The organism is Pelagibacterium sp. (assembly GCF_048264985.1).
In the GTDB taxonomy this organism is placed as follows: Bacteria; Pseudomonadota; Alphaproteobacteria; order Rhizobiales; family Devosiaceae; genus Pelagibacterium.
Map to the genome: position 1 here is coordinate 807,132 of NZ_JBLXCL010000001.1, position 15,579 is coordinate 822,710.

A 15,579-nucleotide genomic window follows, 5' to 3' on the forward strand; every position below is an offset into this window, starting at 1 on the left:
ATGCTAGGGAGCGCAACAACAAAATTATGTTCAGGAGAAGTCCAGGTGACAGGATTTTCTTTCCGTCTGGTCAGAGCCTCACTCGTCGCGCTGTTTTTTGCGCTGATTCCGACCATCGCGTCGGCCCAGATTGCCGGGCAAGCCGCTCCCGGTCAGCTCGGCCTTCAGGCGTCGGTTACGCCCATCATGGATTCCATTGTGGCATTCCATGACCACCTTTTGATGTGGGTCATCACCGGGACTGTCCTGGTTGTTCTGGCGCTTCTGATCGTGGTGATCGTGCGTTTCAACCAGCGCGCCAACCCCACGCCATCCAAGGTGACGCACAATACGCTCATAGAGGTGGTCTGGACGGCGGTGCCCGTTCTGATCCTCTTTGTGATCGCGATCCCTTCATTCGGCGTCCTTGCTGACCAGCAGACCATTCCTGATGGCGAGCGGACCTACCTTGGGTCGCAGATTTTTGGTGGTGACGTTGTCGTTCCCGAGCCTGCGCTGACGATCAAGGCCACCGGTTACCAGTGGTACTGGGGATACGAATATATGGAAGAGGGCGTCGACTTCGTGTCGATCATGCTCAACGAAGAGCAGCGCGCTGCGGAGAAGCCTGAGCAGCCCCGTCTTCTTGCCGTCGATAATGAACTCATTGTTCCGGTCAATACCACAGTTCGCGTCCTTGTGACGGCGGCAGATGTTCTGCATGCGTTTGCTGTGCCGTCCTTCGGTATTAAGGTTGACGCGGTTACCGGGCGTAACAATGAGACATGGTTCTATGCACGTGAGACCGGTATCTATTACGGTCAGTGTTCGGAATTGTGCGGCAAGGATCACGCATTCATGCCAATTGCTGTGCGTGTGGTCGAGCAGGATCAGTACGACGCGTGGCTGGCAGCAGCCGGCGAGGGTAGCCTTGCCGATGCAAACACTGCGCTGATGGCGTCGATCCAGTAAGCGGCAAGCGAATTAGAAGGTAAGAACATGGCACAAGCTGAAGCAGCTCATTCCAGCGACGCTCACGGAGCTCCCGCCGGTTGGAAGCGCTGGGTTTATTCGACCAATCATAAAGATATCGGCATCCTGTATTTGATCTTCGCGATCATGGCGGGCATCGTCGGCGGCGCGCTTTCGGGCTTCATGCGCTGGGAACTGGCTGAGCCGGGCATCCAGATTTTCCCTGGGCTTGCCCAGATGGTCTATGGCGTTGGCGGTGATGCGTCGATCGATGCCGGCAAGCACATGTTCAACGTGTTCACGACCGCTCACGGTCTGATCATGGTGTTTTTCATGGTCATGCCCGCTGTTATCGGCGGCTTTGCCAACTATTTTGTGCCGCTCATGATCGGTGCGCCGGACATGGCGTTCCCGCGCATGAACAATATTTCGTTCTGGCTCCTTCCTCCTGCATTTTTGCTCGTTCTTATGAGCTTGTTCATGGAAGGCCCTCCAGGCGCCATGGGCGTTGGCGGTGGCTGGACTATCTATCCGCCCTTTTCAACGACGGGTCAGCCCGGGCCTGCGATGGACTATGCGATTTTGTCGCTTCACCTTGCCGGTGCGTCCTCGATCCTTGGTGCCATCAATTTCATAACCACGATCCTGAACATGCGTGCCCCTGGCATGACCATGTTCAAGATGCCGCTTTTTGCCTGGTCGGTGCTGGTTACTGCGTTCCTGTTGCTTCTGGCTCTGCCGGTGCTTGCGGGTGCCATTACCATGTTGCTGACTGACCGTAACTTCGGCACTGCGTTCTTCGATCCGGCCGGCGGTGGTGATCCAATTCTCTACCAGCACCTTTTCTGGTTCTTCGGTCACCCTGAAGTGTACATCATGATCCTGCCGGGCTTTGGCATCATCAGCCACATCATCTCGACCTTCTCGCGCAAGCCCATTTTTGGTTATCTGGGCATGGTGCTGGCTATGGTTGCGATCGGCGCAGTCGGGTTCATCGTGTGGGCACACCACATGTATACGACGGGCATTTCGCTGAACACGCAGCGCTACTTCGTTGCAGCGACAATGATCATTGCGGTGCCCACGGGCATCAAGATCTTCTCGTGGATTGCAACCATGTGGGGCGGCTCGATGCGGTTCACAACGCCTATGCTGTGGGCAGTGGGCTTTATCTTCCTGTTCACAGTAGGTGGTGTTACGGGTGTGGTTCTCGCCAATGCTGGCGCTGACCGTGCGCTGCACGATACCTATTACGTCGTTGCGCACTTCCATTACGTTCTGTCACTGGGTGCTGTGTTCACCATCTTTGCGGGCTGGTACTACTGGTTCCCCAAAATGTTCGGTGTGATGTACAGCGAGTTCTTGGGGAAATTGCACTTCTGGATCATGTTCGTCGGTGTGAACCTGATCTTCTTCCCGCAACATTTCCTGGGTCTGGCCGGTATGCCGCGCCGTTATATCGACTATCCCGACAGCTATGAACTGTGGAACAGTGTGTCGTCCTGGGGCTATTTGGTAACCTTGGCTGCCATGATGGTATTCTTCTACTCTGTGTTCGATGCCTTTGCCAAAAAGCGCAAAGCTGCTGACAATCCATGGGGTGAGGGGGCGACCACGCTGGAATGGACTTTGAGCTCGCCTCCGCCATTCCACCAGTTCGAGACGCTGCCGCGCTTCAAGTAGGCACGCACGATCCGAACCGAACGTTAAGCAACCCGGGAAACCGGGTTGCACTTTGATGTATATCTGAGCCGGAACCTCACATTGGCTTACGCAGACGACAGCAGCGCTAACAAATCCGTGCACCTCGGTGGGCAGGTTGAAGACTATCTGGAGCTCCTGAAGCCCCGGGTAATGCAGCTCGTCGTTTTCACGGGCTTCGTGGGTATGCTGGTTGCGCCAGGCGGCATTAATCCTGTTATCGGTTTTATTGCTATCCTGTGCATCGCTGTCGGCGCCGGTGCGTCGGGCGCGCTGAACATGTGGTACGATGCCGACATCGACGCGATCATGAGCCGCACCATTAATCGGCCAGTGCCCTCGGGACGGGTGAGCGCTGAAAATGCCCTTGTTTTTGGTGTAACGCTGTCCGGCTTTTCAGTCGCCACTCTCGGCCTTGCCACCAATTGGCTTGCCGCTGGCCTTCTGGCGTTCACGATCTTCTTTTATGCCGTCATTTATACGATGTGGCTCAAACGCTCTACGCCGCAGAATATCGTTATCGGCGGTGCTGCCGGCGCTTTCCCGCCTATGATCGGCTGGGTGGCGGTTACTGGGTCGGTGTCGTGGGATGCTGTGATCTTGTTCATGATCATCTTTCTTTGGACGCCGCCGCATTTCTGGGCGCTGGCGCTCTACAAAAAAGGTGACTACGAAGCCGCCGGTGTGCCCATGCTTCCCAATGTTGCCGGGGAGCGCGCCACGCAGAACCAGATCGTGGTTTATACGATCCTCCTCACAGCTATCGGTTTTGGTCCCGTGCTGACAGGTCTTGTCGGGTGGGTCTATGCGATTGCCGCAACGATCCTTGGGTTCATTTTTTCTGTTCTGGCGATTCGCCTTCGTTTTTCAGAAGGCGTGGAAATGAAGCGCCGTGCCCGCGTCCTTTTCACCTATTCCTTGTTCTATCTGTTTGTGTTGTTCGTAGCTCTGCTGGCCGACGTTGGCCTGATTAGATGGTTCGGAGTATTTTAATGACCGTCGAGCAGAACTTGACCGAGCAGCAGAAGGAAGCTTTCCTCAAGCGCCGCCGCAAGCGTTCAATCGCCATAGGCATCGCGTTGGTTGTTCTTGTGGCGATTTTTTACGCCATCACCATCATCAACATTGGTCCCGAAGTCATGGTGCGGGAGCTTTAGGCGATGGCATCGATCGAACACGGCCCTCAATCGGGTGGCAACAAAAAGACGCTGCTTTGGCTCGTCGGCGTTGCAGTATTCATGCTTGGTCTGTCGTTTGCCGCAGTGCCGCTTTACGACATGTTTTGCCGGGTTACGGGCTATGGCGGCACGACACAGGTGTCGCAAAGCAATGTCAAGGGCGTCATCGCACGCGAAATGGCAGTTGCCTTTGATGCGACGATTGACCGAGGTATCCCCCTCAGTGTTGAGCCGGCACGCGTTGAGACAAACGCCATCGGCACCATATCGACAGTGACCTATCTAGCGACCAATTTGACCGATGAGCCGCTGAGAACCACGGCGAGCTTTAATGTCACGCCCGATAGCACTGGTATCTATTTCAACAAGATCGAGTGTTTTTGCTTTACCGAGCAGGTCATCGCGCCCAATGAGACGGTCGAAATGCCTGTAACGTATTTCATTGATCCTGATCTCGACGAAAACTCTGAATTGCGTACAATCCGCCAGATTACGCTGTCTTACACATTTCACGATTCCTAACGGGGGATAGAGCCAACATGGCAGCCCATGCAAAGAACCATGACTACCACCTGGTAGATTTGAGCCCGTGGCCGTTTATCGGCTCATTTTCGGCCTTCTTCATGGCCGTCGGTGGCATCATGTGGATGCACGGCGGCGTGCCCTGGCTGTTTGCCGCGGGCCTCGTCGGCGTCCTGTTTACGATGGCCTCCTGGTGGGCTGACGTCATCAAGGAAGCCAATACCGGCTTTCACACCCCGGTCGTACAGCTTCATCATCGCTATGGGATGATCCTGTTCATTGCGTCTGAAGTCATGTTCTTCGTCGCCTGGTTCTGGGCGTATTTCGACGCAGCTTTCTATCCTGATGAAATCGCACAGGTCGGTCGTGTCGCCTTTACTGGCGGTGTTTGGCCTCCGCAGGGAGTAGAAGTGTTCGACCCGTGGCACTTGCCGCTGTTTAACACTTTGGTTCTGCTGCTTTCGGGAACAACGGTAACATGGGCGCACCATGCGCTTCTGGAGAACGACCGTGAGGGCTTGAAATGGGGGCTCGTACTGACTGTATTGCTTGGCGCCTTGTTCTCGTGCGTCCAGGTGCTTGAATACACCCAGGCTTCTTTCTCGTTCTCTGGCAACATTTATGGCGCCACATTCTTCATGGCGACCGGGTTCCATGGCTTCCATGTTTTCATCGGCACCATATTCCTTCTTGTTTGCCTGATCCGCGCCTACGCCGGCCAGTTCACGCCCAAGCAGCATTTGGGCTTTGAATTTGCAGCTTGGTATTGGCACTTTGTTGACGTGGTATGGTTGTTCCTTTTTGCCTCGATTTACGTCTGGGGTTCCTGGGGCGCGACCATCGTTCACCACTAGATTTTAGAAAGGCCGGGACTGCACTCGCGGTCCCGGCGTATATCATGACGAATAATATTGAGGGGCCTTCCCCACTCGCGACCGGACTCAAGGGCCGCTGTCCGCGCTGTGGCGAGGGCCATCTTTTTGACGGCTACCTGACAGTGGCCGAAAAATGCGATGCCTGTGGGCTGGATTACTCATTTGCTGACAGCGGAGATGGTCCGGCTGTCTTGGTGATGTTTCCAGTCGGCACCATAGTTGTTGCCGGTTGGCTTATTACAGACGCAATGTTTGGCTGGCCAGCGGTCGCTCAACTGGCGATCTGGTTGCCGATGACGCTGGCGCTGTCAGTGGCCTTTCTGCGCCCCTTCAAGGGGGTGATGATCAACATGCAGTACAAGACCGGTGCTCGGCCCGGCGGCGAACTTGGTGAACGCGACGACGGTTGAGAGGTGCGGCTCCCGGGCGACGTGCTGGGGGGCGCGCCCAACCTGCGATGGCCATGACAAGGAATGAGATCAGATTGAGCGATTCCAAAAAGAGCGAAGATGCTCTTGTGGCCAAGGGCGAACCGCGGAGCGCCTATTGGGGGTTTGCGCAGATCAGCTTTGTTGCGCTGATGCTGGGCCTGATGGTGCTGTTTGTGACGCTCGGCACCTGGCAGGTGGAACGCCTAAGCGAGAAGGACGCGCTTCTCGCAAATGTGGAGGCGCGTTTTAGTCTTGACCCGCGCCCCTTTCCCGCCGCAGGCGTCTGGGCTGATATCGATCCCCGAACTCTCGATTATTCCCGCTTTGAATTGACCGGCACTTTTGACAATGCCGCTACGGCGCTGGTTTTCACCAATCTGCCGGACCCTGTAGGGCGGTATGGCGGGGTGGGCTACTGGGTCATGGCGCCGTTTGAACTTGGTGATGGTGGCATCGTCTGGGTGAACCGCGGCTTTGTTCCCGAGGCGGCAGCCGAAGACTTTGCTACAGGCGGTGATGCACCAGAGGGGCGCATGACCATTGAAGCGGTTGCCCGCCGTCCCGAAATGGCCAACAGCTTTACGCCCGAACCGGACTTGGAGTCTCGTCGGGAATGGGTACGTAACCCCGATCGGTTGACCCGTTTTCTCGAAGATAACACCGGCCCGATCGCGCCAATAACTGTAGATATGACAGAAGGAGCGCCTGGCGCTCTGCCACAGGGTGGGGAAACCCAGATCGCGTTTCCCAACCGGCATCTCGAATATGCTGGCACCTGGTATCTTTTCGCCGCCATTACGCCGATCATGCTGGGGTTCTGGTTGTGGCGTCAGCGGCGCCCTAGAAATCTTGCTCACGAGGACAAGGACAATTAGGGTGCGTCCCGATGTCTAGGAGGGTGCTTCTCTAATGCAGTATGTCAGCACGCGCGGTCAGGCGCCCGCGCTCGGTTTTTGTGATGTTGTGCTGGCCGGTCTGGCGCGGGATGGGGGGCTCTACGTCCCGAGCGAATGGCCGCAGTTTACTGCCGAAGAAATCCATAATTTTGGGAATCGTCCATATCAGGACGTAGCACTTGCCGTGATTTCCAAGTTCGTTGGCGACGAGATCGATCAGGGCGCACTCAAAGCCATGATCAAATCCGCCTATTCGAGCTTCAACCACCCGTCTGTCGCGCCGCTGGTTGAGCTTGAGCCAGGCCACTTTGTTCTCGAACTCTGGCATGGGCCAACCTTGGCATTCAAGGACGTCGCCATGCAGTTTCTTGCACGGGTGATCGATCATATTCTGGGTGAGCGCGGTGAGCGTGCGACCATTGTGGGTGCCACTTCGGGGGATACCGGCTCGGCAGCAATCGAAGCTTTTCGCGGACGCGAGAACACCGACATCTTCATCATCCACCCAAAGGGCAGAACCTCTGAAATCCAGCGTCGTCAGATGACGACGGTACTCGACGATAACGTCTTTAACATTGCGCTCGATGGCACATTCGACGATTGCCAGGCCCACGTCAAAGCCATGTTTAATGATTTTCGCTTTCGGGACGGCGCCAAGCTCAGTGGCGTGAACTCAATAAATTGGGGTCGTATCGCGGCTCAGGTCGTCTACTATTTCACCTCGGCAGTTGCGCTCGGTGCGCCGCATCGCAAGATAACGTTTGTCGTGCCTACCGGCAATTTTGGCGACATTTTTGCCGGTTACGTTGCCAAGCAAATGGGCCTGCCTATCGAGAAGCTGGTTATCGCCACAAATTCGAACGACATCTTGCGCCGCGCCGTGAAATTTGGCCGGTATGAAAAGCGTGGTGTTGCGCAGACCGTCAGTCCCTCGATGGATATTGAAGTGTCATCCAATTTTGAGCGACTGCTGTTTGAAGCGCTGGATCGTGATGGCGATAAGACGGCAGGGTTGTTTGCATCCCTAGCCCAATCGGGAGGTTTCTCCATCCCGGAGTCCGCTTTGGATGCGATCCGCGAGGAGTTTGGGTCGGGTATGGCCGATGAAACGGCCACAAAAACCATTATTTCCGATGTTCTGGCTCATTCGAACTACCTCATTGACCCCCATACGGCCGTCGGTGTCGCTGTTGCACGGGGATACAATTTCGGACATACGCCGCTGATTACGCTCTCGACAGCACATCCGGCCAAATTTCCCGAAACGGTTGCGGCCGCTACGAGCCGCCATCCTGAACTACCCGCTCACATGGCAGATTTGGGTGAACGCGAAGAGCGGTTCACCGTTCTGGCAAATGACGAAAATGCAGTGAAAGAGTTTATCCGCGCCAAGACACGCGCCTGGGAGGATTGATTTTGACCGTACGCACAACGACCCTCGATAATGGAATGACCGTTATCACCGATGCCATGCCGCATCTCGAAAGTGCGGCGCTGGGGGTCTGGGTCAAGTCCGGTTCGCGCAGTGAAACAGCTCAACAACACGGCGTATCCCATTTGCTCGAACATATGGCGTTCAAGGGGACGAGTCGGCGTTCTGCGCGGGAAATCGCTGAAGCTATCGAATCGGTGGGTGGTGACATCAACGCGGCAACCTCGATCGAGCACACTGGGTATTTTGCCCGCGTTCTCAAGGACGATGTGGGCCTGGCAGCCGATATTCTTGCCGATATTCTGCAAAATTCAGTTTTCGATGAGAATGAGTTGGCCCGTGAGCAACGCGTCATCTGCCAGGAAATCGGGGCGACCCATGACAATCCTGATGATCACGTCTTCGACCTGTTTCAGGAAGCCGCGTTTCCCGATCAGGCCATAGGGCGCACGATTCTGGGTACTGAGGGTTCGGTGCGTGGCTTTAGCGCCGAGACCATTCGCAACTATATGGATCAACACTATGTGGGCGACCAGATGGTGATTTCTGCTGCAGGTAACGTCAATCATGACGAACTTGTCGATCTCGCCAACGATCGCTTTCACCATCTCAAGCGGACCGGCGCGCCAATACCTGAAAAGGCGAACTATGTCGGCGGTGAATTCAGAGAAATTTCCGACCACGAGCAGGCCCATATTGTTTTGGGCCTCGAGGGTCGACCTTACAATTCCGACGGTTTTTACGCTGCTCAGATACTCTCATCGATTCTCGGCGGCGGCATGAGTTCGCGCCTTTTTCAGGAAGTGCGCGAACGGCGGGGCCTTTGCTATTCTGTCTATGCCTTCCATTGGGCTTTCGCAGATAGCGGCGTGTTTGGCGTGGCCGCGGCAACCGGGGCCGACGACGTGGAAGAGCTCTTGCCCGTCATGCTTGAGGAGCTCCAGAAGGCGACCCGCGACATTACAGACGCTGAAGTCAGCCGCGTTCGTGCTCAGATCAGGGCGGGTCTTTTGATGTCGCTCGAAAGCCCGGCTTCGCGCGCTGGACAACTGGCACGGCAACAGATCCTCTGGGGACGTCCTATCGAGCTTCAGGAAACCGTCGATCGTATCAATCGAATCGATGCCGATCGCGTTTGCCATGTTGCGGGACAGATGTTTTCCCAGGCAAAGCCCTCAATTGCAGGCATCGGCCCGGTAAAGGGTATCCCCGACTATTCGCGCATCCTGGACAGCTTCAAATAAGGCTGCGGCCCAATGTTTACATTTGCGGCCATTCGCCAGACCACGCCTGAGATTACTGGTGATGGCCTTGTTCTGCGATCGCCGCGCCAAACCGACCACAGTGCCTGGCGCAAATTGCGTCTGGATAGCCGAACCTTCCTAACGCCTTTCGAGCCACGCTGGTCCGAAACTGAACTTTCTGCACGTAGTTTTGCTGCTCGCGTGCGGCGCAATCGCCGCGATGCGCTGTATGGCACAGAGTTTTCGCTCTTTATTTTTGTCCAGAGCAGCGCCCGTTCCACCCTTGTCGGCGGCATGACGTTGTCAAATATTCGGCGCCGTGCCTTTCAAAACGCCACATTGGGCTACTGGATGGGCGAACAATTTGCGGGAAAGGGCATTATGACGCGCGGCGTTGCCCTGATCTTGCCTTTTGTGTTCGACAGTTTGAACCTCCACCGTATCGAGGCAGCCTGCCTGCCCGACAATGTCGCTTCACGTCGCGTCCTGTCGGGAAATGGGTTCCGCGAAATTGGAATTGCCGAGAACTACCTTCAGATCAATGGAGAGTGGAGAGATCACATGCTGTATGCGCTTACCAAAGAGCATTACGAGGATCTCGCCGGTTGAAAGCCGTGTTCGCTTGATTGCCAAACGGCGCCAAATCCCGCTACCACTTGATACTGAATTAGGATCATTGATTAATGCCGTTTAAGTCCGCTCGTTTTCTTGTCTTTCTGGTTGTGCTGTTTGCGGCACTGGCTGGTTTGACCGGGCGGGCTGCGGCCTTTGAAGTTGTCACGATCCCCGAAGGCATCAATGCAGTTAATCTGGGAGCAGCGCTTGACGTTCTGCCTGGCGAGAATGGCCGTGTGCAGATCAGTACAGCGCCCGGTGAAGACGGCATCATCCGCCGCATTGAGATTGTTTCGATCACCGAAGGCGCAAATCCGAATTGGGCGGTGTTCGCACTGCGCAACGAGAGTGACGTGCAGATCGAACGGTTGCTTGTCGCGCCCTATTTCCGGTTGCCCGGTTCGGGCGTGTTTCATCCCGATCTTGGCTCTGCCCGCATTACTGCGCTGACCCCTAGCCACGGACTGCGTCCCGAACGGGTGCCCGATGCGGAAGCTGACGTATTTGACGTTGTGATCGATCCGGGTGCTACCGTGACGCTGGTCGCCGAATTGCAGTCTGGAACACTGCCAGAGCTGTATCTCTGGGAGCCGGATGCCTATCGTGACTACAAGAACTCTTTCACGCTCTTCCGCGGAACTGTTCTGGGCATTTCGAGCCTGGCCGCCGTGTTCCTGTCCATCATGTTCGTGGTCAAGGGCAGGGGGGTTTTTCCGGCAACGGCGCTTCTCGCTTGGGCAGTTCTTGCTTATCTCCTTATCGATTTCGGCATATTTGGCCCGCTGATCGGTGTGTCCAACGCACTTATCCAGCCCTTCCGGGCGGCGGCGGAGGCCGCCCTGGCGACAACACTTTTTGCGTTCCTGTTTATCTACCTCAATCTGCACCGATGGCATTTCAGGTTCACTCATGTTGCGCTTGGGCTTTCGGCCGTGTTCCTCGCCTTGTTTATCTATGCCTTTTTCAACCCGGCCCTCGCTGCAGGCATCGCTCGCACCTCGCTGGCCCTGATCGGGCTGGTTGGGTTGTTTCTCGTTCTGCTCCTCTCGATCCGAGGGTACGATCGCGCGGTTCTTCTCGTGCCCACATGGGTGATCTATCTCGCCTGGCTGACCTACGCCTGGATGGTCGTTTCGGGGCAGGTATCAAACGATATTGCGCAGTCGGCAATTGCTGGCGGACTGGTCCTGATCGTTATGTTGCTCGGCTTTACAGCAGTCCAACATGCCTTTTCGGATGGGCAGGTCTCGATTGGGGCGCTTTCCGAGGTTGAACGTCGAGCACTCGCCATGACTGGTTCGGGCGATTTTGTCTTCGACTGGAACATCGACCGAGATCGTGTGAACGTCTCCGACGAACTGGCCGTCAGACTCGGCGAACGCAAGGGCGCCTTGCGCGGCGCCATAAAGCGCTGGCTCGATCGTGTTCATCCCGAGGACCGCGACCGGTTTCGGACCGCGCTTGATACGCTGATCGAATTGAAACGCGGAAAGGTCAATTCCGATATGCGTATCGCTGGGTTCGATGGCAGCTATCGCGCCTTCCGCATGCGGGTCAAACCGGTCTTGGGCGGCGACGGGCAGGTCAACCGCATAGTTGGCACTCTGCAGGATGTAACCGATGAGCGTGCTGGCCGCGACCGTCTGCTTCACGACGCAATTCACGACAGTTTGACCGGCCTTCCCAACCGACAGCTCTTTCTGGATCGTCTCGAACGGGCGCTCCTACGCTCGCGCGAATTTAGTGAGGTCAAACCGGCGGTCTTTCTCATCGACCTCGACAAGTTCACCGATATCGATGAGCGGATCGGGCACATGGCCGCCGACTCGTTGTTACTCGCCGTCTCACGTCGCCTGTCGCGTCTTTTGCGGCCACTCGATACGCTCGCTCGCGTTTCGGGTGATCAGTTTGCTGTCGTCTTGCTTTCTGAACAATCTGCTTCAAAGATTGCCGACATCGGCGAACAGATGCGCAAGGCCCTGCGTAATCCGTTCAACTTCGGCGATCGGGATATGACGCTGACAGCCTCCATTGGCATCACAATTTATGACAATAAGCCCGCCAAGGCTGAGGATGTATTGCGCGACGCCGAGCTTGCCATGCACTACGCAAAACGGCACGGCGGCGACAGAATAGAGGCATTCCGGGCGGCCACGCGTTCGATCGCAGTTTACGCACAGGCGATGGAAGATGATCTCAAGGAAGCGCTGGATCGGCGTGACCTGCAGCTTCTCTATCAACCTATCGTCGATATTCAGAACGACAATAAGATCGTTGGGGCCGAGGCATTGATGCGTTGGAATCACCCAGAACGCGGTCAGGTTAGCCCGTCGGCGTTTATTCCACTTGCCGAACGTACCGGTCAGATCGAAAAGCTGGGACGGCTAGCCTTCGAAGAGGCTGCTGAACAGACGCGCCAATGGATTGCTGCAGTTCGGTTGCCCGATGACTTTTTTGTTTCGGTCAATCTTTCGGCGGCCCAACTATCCAGCGAAACGCTACTAAACGACATGAAATCGCTTGTCGCACAGCACAAATCGGTTGCAGGGCACATGAAGCTCGAAATTACCGAAAGCCAGGTAATGGGAAATCCCGAACACGCTGTCTACATGCTCGAGGCCTTCAAGGAGCTTGGGTTGGGCTTGGCGCTGGACGATTTTGGAACAGGATATTCTTCGCTCTCTTATCTCCATAGATTTCCCTTCGACACTATCAAGCTGCCGGCGTCATTCGTACAAATCCGGGATGATAGCGGCATCTCACGGACCCAAATTCCGATCATCAATTCAGTGATTGGCTTGGCGCGGGAACTCGATCTGGCGATGATTGCTGAAGGCGTGGAAACCGAAGACGAAATTGCCCGGCTCAAAAGCCTCAATTGCCGTTACGCTCAAGGTTTTGCGTTCGGAGCTGCCATGCCAGGCCCCGAACTTCTCAAACGCCTACAGTCCCAGATTTCGGGAAAATAACGACTAATAAAGTTTAGGCGTTTCCGGCTACAGGGCTCAACGTCGCGCGGGTCACTCCCAGTGCGGCAAGCGCTGCCTCGTATTTCTTGCTCGCCGGAAGCGAGAATAACAGCTCTTTGGATGATGCTGCCGTCAGCCAGCCATTAGTGCGAAGCTCGTCCTCAAGTTGTCCGGCGGTCCATTCGCAATAGCCCAGCGCAAGCAGGCTTGCATCTGGACCGTTGCCCGACATCATGGCCCGTAACACATCCAGGGTTGCGGTCAGGCAAACCTCGCCATCAACTGCAAATGAGTTGCCGTCCCGGAAGTAGTCAGATGTGTGCAATACGAAGCCCCGGCTGGCGTCGACGGGGCCGCCCTTGAATACGCTTTGCCGCAGAAGTCTTTCGGGGATGCGAATGGCATCTTCCTCGTCGTCGAGATCGATCTCGGCAAGAATGTCGGAAAGGTTGAGATCATCCATGGGTTGATTGACGACCAGCCCCATGGCGCCATCATCGCCATGCGCGACAAGATATATGACGGCTTCGGCAAACCGTTCGTCGCCTATATCGGGGGTTGCGACGAGGAACTGTCCTTTGAGTGTGTCCATAATCAACTCACTTTCTATTCCCGCCCTTCTATGAACGTAAAGACTTCCCGCTGGGTTTCAAATCCCCAACGATCACGAAGCGATGATCAAACGTATCTTTCCCATTCCTGCGCTCTCGATTAATGACTTTACTCATGAAATTTGCGATCGCCACCATCATGACCTTTGCGCTCGTCGCAACGGGCGCTGCCGAAGAAACCGCTTGGGTGGAGGTCGCCCCCGACGTTTCTGTACGCCTTGTCTCATCCGGCGTGCCTGATGCGGATGGCATCGTGTGGATGGGGCTGGACATCGATATGCCCGCCGATACCAAGACCTACTGGCGTGTGCCCGGCGAGACAGGATTGCCTCTGATTTTCGATATTGCACGATCCAGTGGTATCGACAGCGTACAAATTGCCTGGCCCTATCCAACGCGCGAAATCACTGACGGCTATCTCGATCATGCGTTCTACGGCCATGTCCTCTTGCCGCTCGCGGTCACCGTCAGCGACAATAGCCCCTCTCTCGTTGCCGAAATCACGATGGGCATCTGTTCTGATATCTGTGTACCGGCAAATGTCAGTCTTGAGCTTGCCCCCGCGCTTGATATGCCAGACAGCTCAAACCAACATCGGATCGGACAAGCATTGGCCAATGTTCCGCTACCCCATGATGGCGCGGACATATTGGGCGATGCAAGTTTTGATATGTCGACCGAGGCGATCACAGTTGCCCTCCTCGATCCCGGCTTCGACCATGCCTCGATGATTGCCGATATTGCCAACACCACCCTCGTTTTTGGCAAGCCTGAACTCATTGCGCCGGGGCAGCTGTCGTTTGCCTTGTTGGGCCGCTCAGGGCCCGAAACACTGCGTGGTGCCGTGGCCCATTTCACCTTCGAAAACGAGAGCGGACCCTTCGAGATCACCCGGCTGCTGGATTGAGCCGGCAGCTTCGGCCAATAGCGTCCAAAGCTTCCCCGCAAACCTCGACGGATGTCGAGAATTCTCCTATGAAAGTCGAGATCCGATTTCAATGCGATGAGCGGTCAACCTTAGTCCCGCCCGATTCATCCTGTGTCTGTCTATATTAGCGTGAGGACGCCCATGACCATTCAACCCGGCCAGAAAATTGTTTCGGTGCAGGTAAAACACGTCACCGAAAGCGGTGTCGCTGATGCGACAAGCGCCGATATATTGGGCAATGGAACTGTCGTGTTTTTCACAGTCCCCGGTGCGTTCACGCCCACCTGCCACCTCAACCATCTTCCCGGCTATATTGCAGCAGCCGAAAAGCTTATGGCCGCCGGGGTCGACAAAATCGTGTGTGGCACCGTCAACGATCATCACGTGGTAAAAGCCTGGGCCGAAGCGACCGGCGCGCTCGGGCAGATCGAATTTATTGCTGACGGTTTGGGTGAACTTGCCAATGCCCTGGGATTGGAACGAGATTTGACCGGTGGAGGGTTGGGGATGCGGTTCAATCGCGCCTCGCTGCTGATCCGAGACGGAGTTGTCGAACGCGTCAATGTCGAAGGAGCGCCGGGCGAGGTCACCAGCTCGGGCGCGCCGGCCATGCTAGAAGCGCTGGAGGCTTGAGCCAAATGAGAGTGAAGGGGATCATGGTGGGTTCGGTTTTGCGTTTGGCGGCGGGCACGGCCATGGCTGTTCTTCTCGCCGGCTGTTCAATGGGGTCGATGTTTGGCGGTAGCGACGATGCCAGCTACGCCAATGTAAATGCCAGCCAGACCCAGGTGGCCCAAGCTGCCAGCGGCGCGTTGCCGGCCATTGCAACCGAATGTCCGCCGATCCGCATTCTCGAAGGTGCCGAGTTCTATCGCACCTATGCGGGCAATCGGACGTCCGATGCAAGCGCTCTGCGTTATCAAGGCGTCCTTGATAGAGTTTCGCGCAATTGTGTTGTGTCCAATGGCATCATCACTGTGCGCATGGGGGCTGTGGGTCGGGTCATCATCGGGCCCTCGGGGGGAGACGGAAACATCACGATGCCACTGCGCTTTGCGGTACAGCGCGATGGGCTTGCCGTTTTTTCGGAGCGTTATGACGTCCCGGTCGCGGCCAGTTCGTCGAGCGCCAATGAATTCAGCAAGACTGTGGAAAATGTCGCCATACCTTATGTGGGCGGCGAGCAGATAACCATTTTCGTGGGCTTTGATAACTAGCAGATTGAC

At 56.0% G+C, this 15,579-nt stretch carries 16 protein-coding genes; 15 read left to right on the top strand and 1 reads right to left on the bottom strand.

Annotated elements, in window-relative coordinates; translation table 11 throughout:
• Nucleotides 1–45 precede the first annotated feature (45 nt).
• The 12 genes from coxB to ACN0TA_RS04065 all read left to right on the top strand — a co-directional run bounded on the left by coxB (nucleotide 46) and on the right by ACN0TA_RS04065 (nucleotide 12,814).
• Nucleotides 46–951 (top strand): cytochrome c oxidase subunit II, encoded by a 906-nt coding sequence (coxB, locus tag ACN0TA_RS04010; protein WP_417580044.1) that lies wholly within the window; start codon nucleotides 46–48, stop codon nucleotides 949–951.
• 27 nt (nucleotides 952–978) lie between these two features.
• A complete protein-coding gene (gene ctaD, locus ACN0TA_RS04015) occupies nucleotides 979–2,634 on the top strand; it encodes a cytochrome c oxidase subunit I (RefSeq protein WP_417580046.1) in 1,656 nt (551 codons plus the stop codon).
• A gap of 81 nt (nucleotides 2,635–2,715) precedes the next feature.
• Nucleotides 2,716–3,645, top strand: coding sequence for a heme o synthase (locus ACN0TA_RS04020; protein WP_417580048.1), 930 nt, complete (start codon nucleotides 2,716–2,718; stop codon nucleotides 3,643–3,645).
• Nucleotides 3,645–3,809 carry a hypothetical protein gene (locus ACN0TA_RS04025; RefSeq protein ID WP_417580050.1) on the top strand — a complete coding sequence of 55 codons (165 nt, stop codon included), beginning with the start codon at nucleotides 3,645–3,647 and terminating at the stop codon, nucleotides 3,807–3,809. The genes ACN0TA_RS04020 and ACN0TA_RS04025 overlap by 1 nt, the downstream gene beginning before the upstream one ends.
• Before the next feature lie 3 nt (nucleotides 3,810–3,812).
• The gene (locus ACN0TA_RS04030) at nucleotides 3,813–4,352 is read left to right on the top strand and encodes a cytochrome c oxidase assembly protein (RefSeq protein WP_417580052.1); all 540 of its coding nucleotides are present in this window, start codon (nucleotides 3,813–3,815) and stop codon (nucleotides 4,350–4,352) included.
• Nucleotides 4,353–4,369: 17 nt separating this feature from the next.
• Nucleotides 4,370–5,206 carry a cytochrome c oxidase subunit 3 gene (locus ACN0TA_RS04035; RefSeq protein WP_417580054.1) on the top strand — a complete coding sequence of 279 codons (837 nt, stop codon included), beginning with the start codon at nucleotides 4,370–4,372 and terminating at the stop codon, nucleotides 5,204–5,206.
• Nucleotides 5,207–5,250: 44 nt separating this feature from the next.
• Entirely contained in the window at nucleotides 5,251–5,637 is a 387-nt protein-coding gene (locus tag ACN0TA_RS04040) for a DUF983 domain-containing protein (protein WP_417580056.1), read from the top strand.
• A gap of 74 nt (nucleotides 5,638–5,711) precedes the next feature.
• On the top strand, nucleotides 5,712–6,533 hold the full coding sequence (locus ACN0TA_RS04045) for an SURF1 family protein (RefSeq protein WP_417580058.1): 822 nt from the start codon (nucleotides 5,712–5,714) through the stop codon (nucleotides 6,531–6,533).
• A gap of 34 nt (nucleotides 6,534–6,567) precedes the next feature.
• Nucleotides 6,568–7,968, top strand: a complete 1,401-nt coding sequence (thrC, locus tag ACN0TA_RS04050) for a threonine synthase (protein WP_417580060.1) — start codon at nucleotides 6,568–6,570, stop codon at nucleotides 7,966–7,968.
• Between the two features lie 2 nt (nucleotides 7,969–7,970).
• Complete coding sequence (locus ACN0TA_RS04055) at nucleotides 7,971–9,230, top strand: M16 family metallopeptidase (protein ID WP_417580062.1); 1,260 nt, start codon at nucleotides 7,971–7,973, stop codon at nucleotides 9,228–9,230.
• 12 nt (nucleotides 9,231–9,242) lie between these two features.
• On the top strand, nucleotides 9,243–9,839 hold the full coding sequence (locus tag ACN0TA_RS04060) for a GNAT family N-acetyltransferase (RefSeq protein ID WP_417580064.1): 597 nt from the start codon (nucleotides 9,243–9,245) through the stop codon (nucleotides 9,837–9,839).
• 74 nt (nucleotides 9,840–9,913) lie between these two features.
• The gene (locus ACN0TA_RS04065) at nucleotides 9,914–12,814 is read left to right on the top strand and encodes an EAL domain-containing protein (RefSeq protein ID WP_417580066.1); all 2,901 of its coding nucleotides are present in this window, start codon (nucleotides 9,914–9,916) and stop codon (nucleotides 12,812–12,814) included.
• Nucleotides 12,815–12,827: 13 nt separating this feature from the next.
• On the opposite strand, the gene ACN0TA_RS04070 is transcribed toward ACN0TA_RS04065, so the two are convergent.
• On the bottom strand, nucleotides 12,828–13,406 hold the full coding sequence (locus ACN0TA_RS04070; protein WP_417580068.1) for a YqgE/AlgH family protein: 579 nt from the start codon (nucleotides 13,404–13,406) through the stop codon (nucleotides 12,828–12,830).
• A 134-nt stretch (nucleotides 13,407–13,540) separates the two neighbouring features.
• On the opposite strand from ACN0TA_RS04070, the gene ACN0TA_RS04075 reads away from it, so the two are divergent.
• The 3 genes from ACN0TA_RS04075 to ACN0TA_RS04085 all read left to right on the top strand — a co-directional run bounded on the left by ACN0TA_RS04075 (nucleotide 13,541) and on the right by ACN0TA_RS04085 (nucleotide 15,570).
• Complete coding sequence (locus tag ACN0TA_RS04075) at nucleotides 13,541–14,332, top strand: protein-disulfide reductase DsbD domain-containing protein (protein WP_417580070.1); 792 nt, start codon at nucleotides 13,541–13,543, stop codon at nucleotides 14,330–14,332.
• A 162-nt stretch (nucleotides 14,333–14,494) separates the two neighbouring features.
• Nucleotides 14,495–14,986, top strand: coding sequence for a peroxiredoxin (locus ACN0TA_RS04080; RefSeq protein ID WP_417580072.1), 492 nt, complete (start codon nucleotides 14,495–14,497; stop codon nucleotides 14,984–14,986).
• Between the two features lie 5 nt (nucleotides 14,987–14,991).
• Nucleotides 14,992–15,570 carry a hypothetical protein gene (locus ACN0TA_RS04085; protein ID WP_417580074.1) on the top strand — a complete coding sequence of 193 codons (579 nt, stop codon included), beginning with the start codon at nucleotides 14,992–14,994 and terminating at the stop codon, nucleotides 15,568–15,570.
• Nucleotides 15,571–15,579: the final 9 nt, after the last annotated feature.

Coding starts and splice junctions, on each gene's coding strand:
- ctaD (WP_417580046.1), top strand. CDS start 979: ATGGCACAAGCTGAAGCAGCTCATTCCAGCGACGCTCACGGAGCTCCC.
- ACN0TA_RS04025 (WP_417580050.1), top strand. CDS start 3,645: ATGACCGTCGAGCAGAACTTGACCGAGCAGCAGAAGGAAGCTTTCCTC.
- ACN0TA_RS04030 (WP_417580052.1), top strand. CDS start 3,813: ATGGCATCGATCGAACACGGCCCTCAATCGGGTGGCAACAAAAAGACG.
- ACN0TA_RS04035 (WP_417580054.1), top strand. CDS start 4,370: ATGGCAGCCCATGCAAAGAACCATGACTACCACCTGGTAGATTTGAGC.
- ACN0TA_RS04040 (WP_417580056.1), top strand. CDS start 5,251: ATGACGAATAATATTGAGGGGCCTTCCCCACTCGCGACCGGACTCAAG.
- thrC (WP_417580060.1), top strand. CDS start 6,568: ATGCAGTATGTCAGCACGCGCGGTCAGGCGCCCGCGCTCGGTTTTTGT.
- ACN0TA_RS04060 (WP_417580064.1), top strand. CDS start 9,243: ATGTTTACATTTGCGGCCATTCGCCAGACCACGCCTGAGATTACTGGT.
- ACN0TA_RS04065 (WP_417580066.1), top strand. CDS start 9,914: ATGCCGTTTAAGTCCGCTCGTTTTCTTGTCTTTCTGGTTGTGCTGTTT.
- ACN0TA_RS04070 (WP_417580068.1), bottom strand. CDS start 13,406: ATGGACACACTCAAAGGACAGTTCCTCGTCGCAACCCCCGATATAGGC.
- ACN0TA_RS04075 (WP_417580070.1), top strand. CDS start 13,541: ATGAAATTTGCGATCGCCACCATCATGACCTTTGCGCTCGTCGCAACG.
- ACN0TA_RS04080 (WP_417580072.1), top strand. CDS start 14,495: ATGACCATTCAACCCGGCCAGAAAATTGTTTCGGTGCAGGTAAAACAC.
- ACN0TA_RS04085 (WP_417580074.1), top strand. CDS start 14,992: ATGAGAGTGAAGGGGATCATGGTGGGTTCGGTTTTGCGTTTGGCGGCG.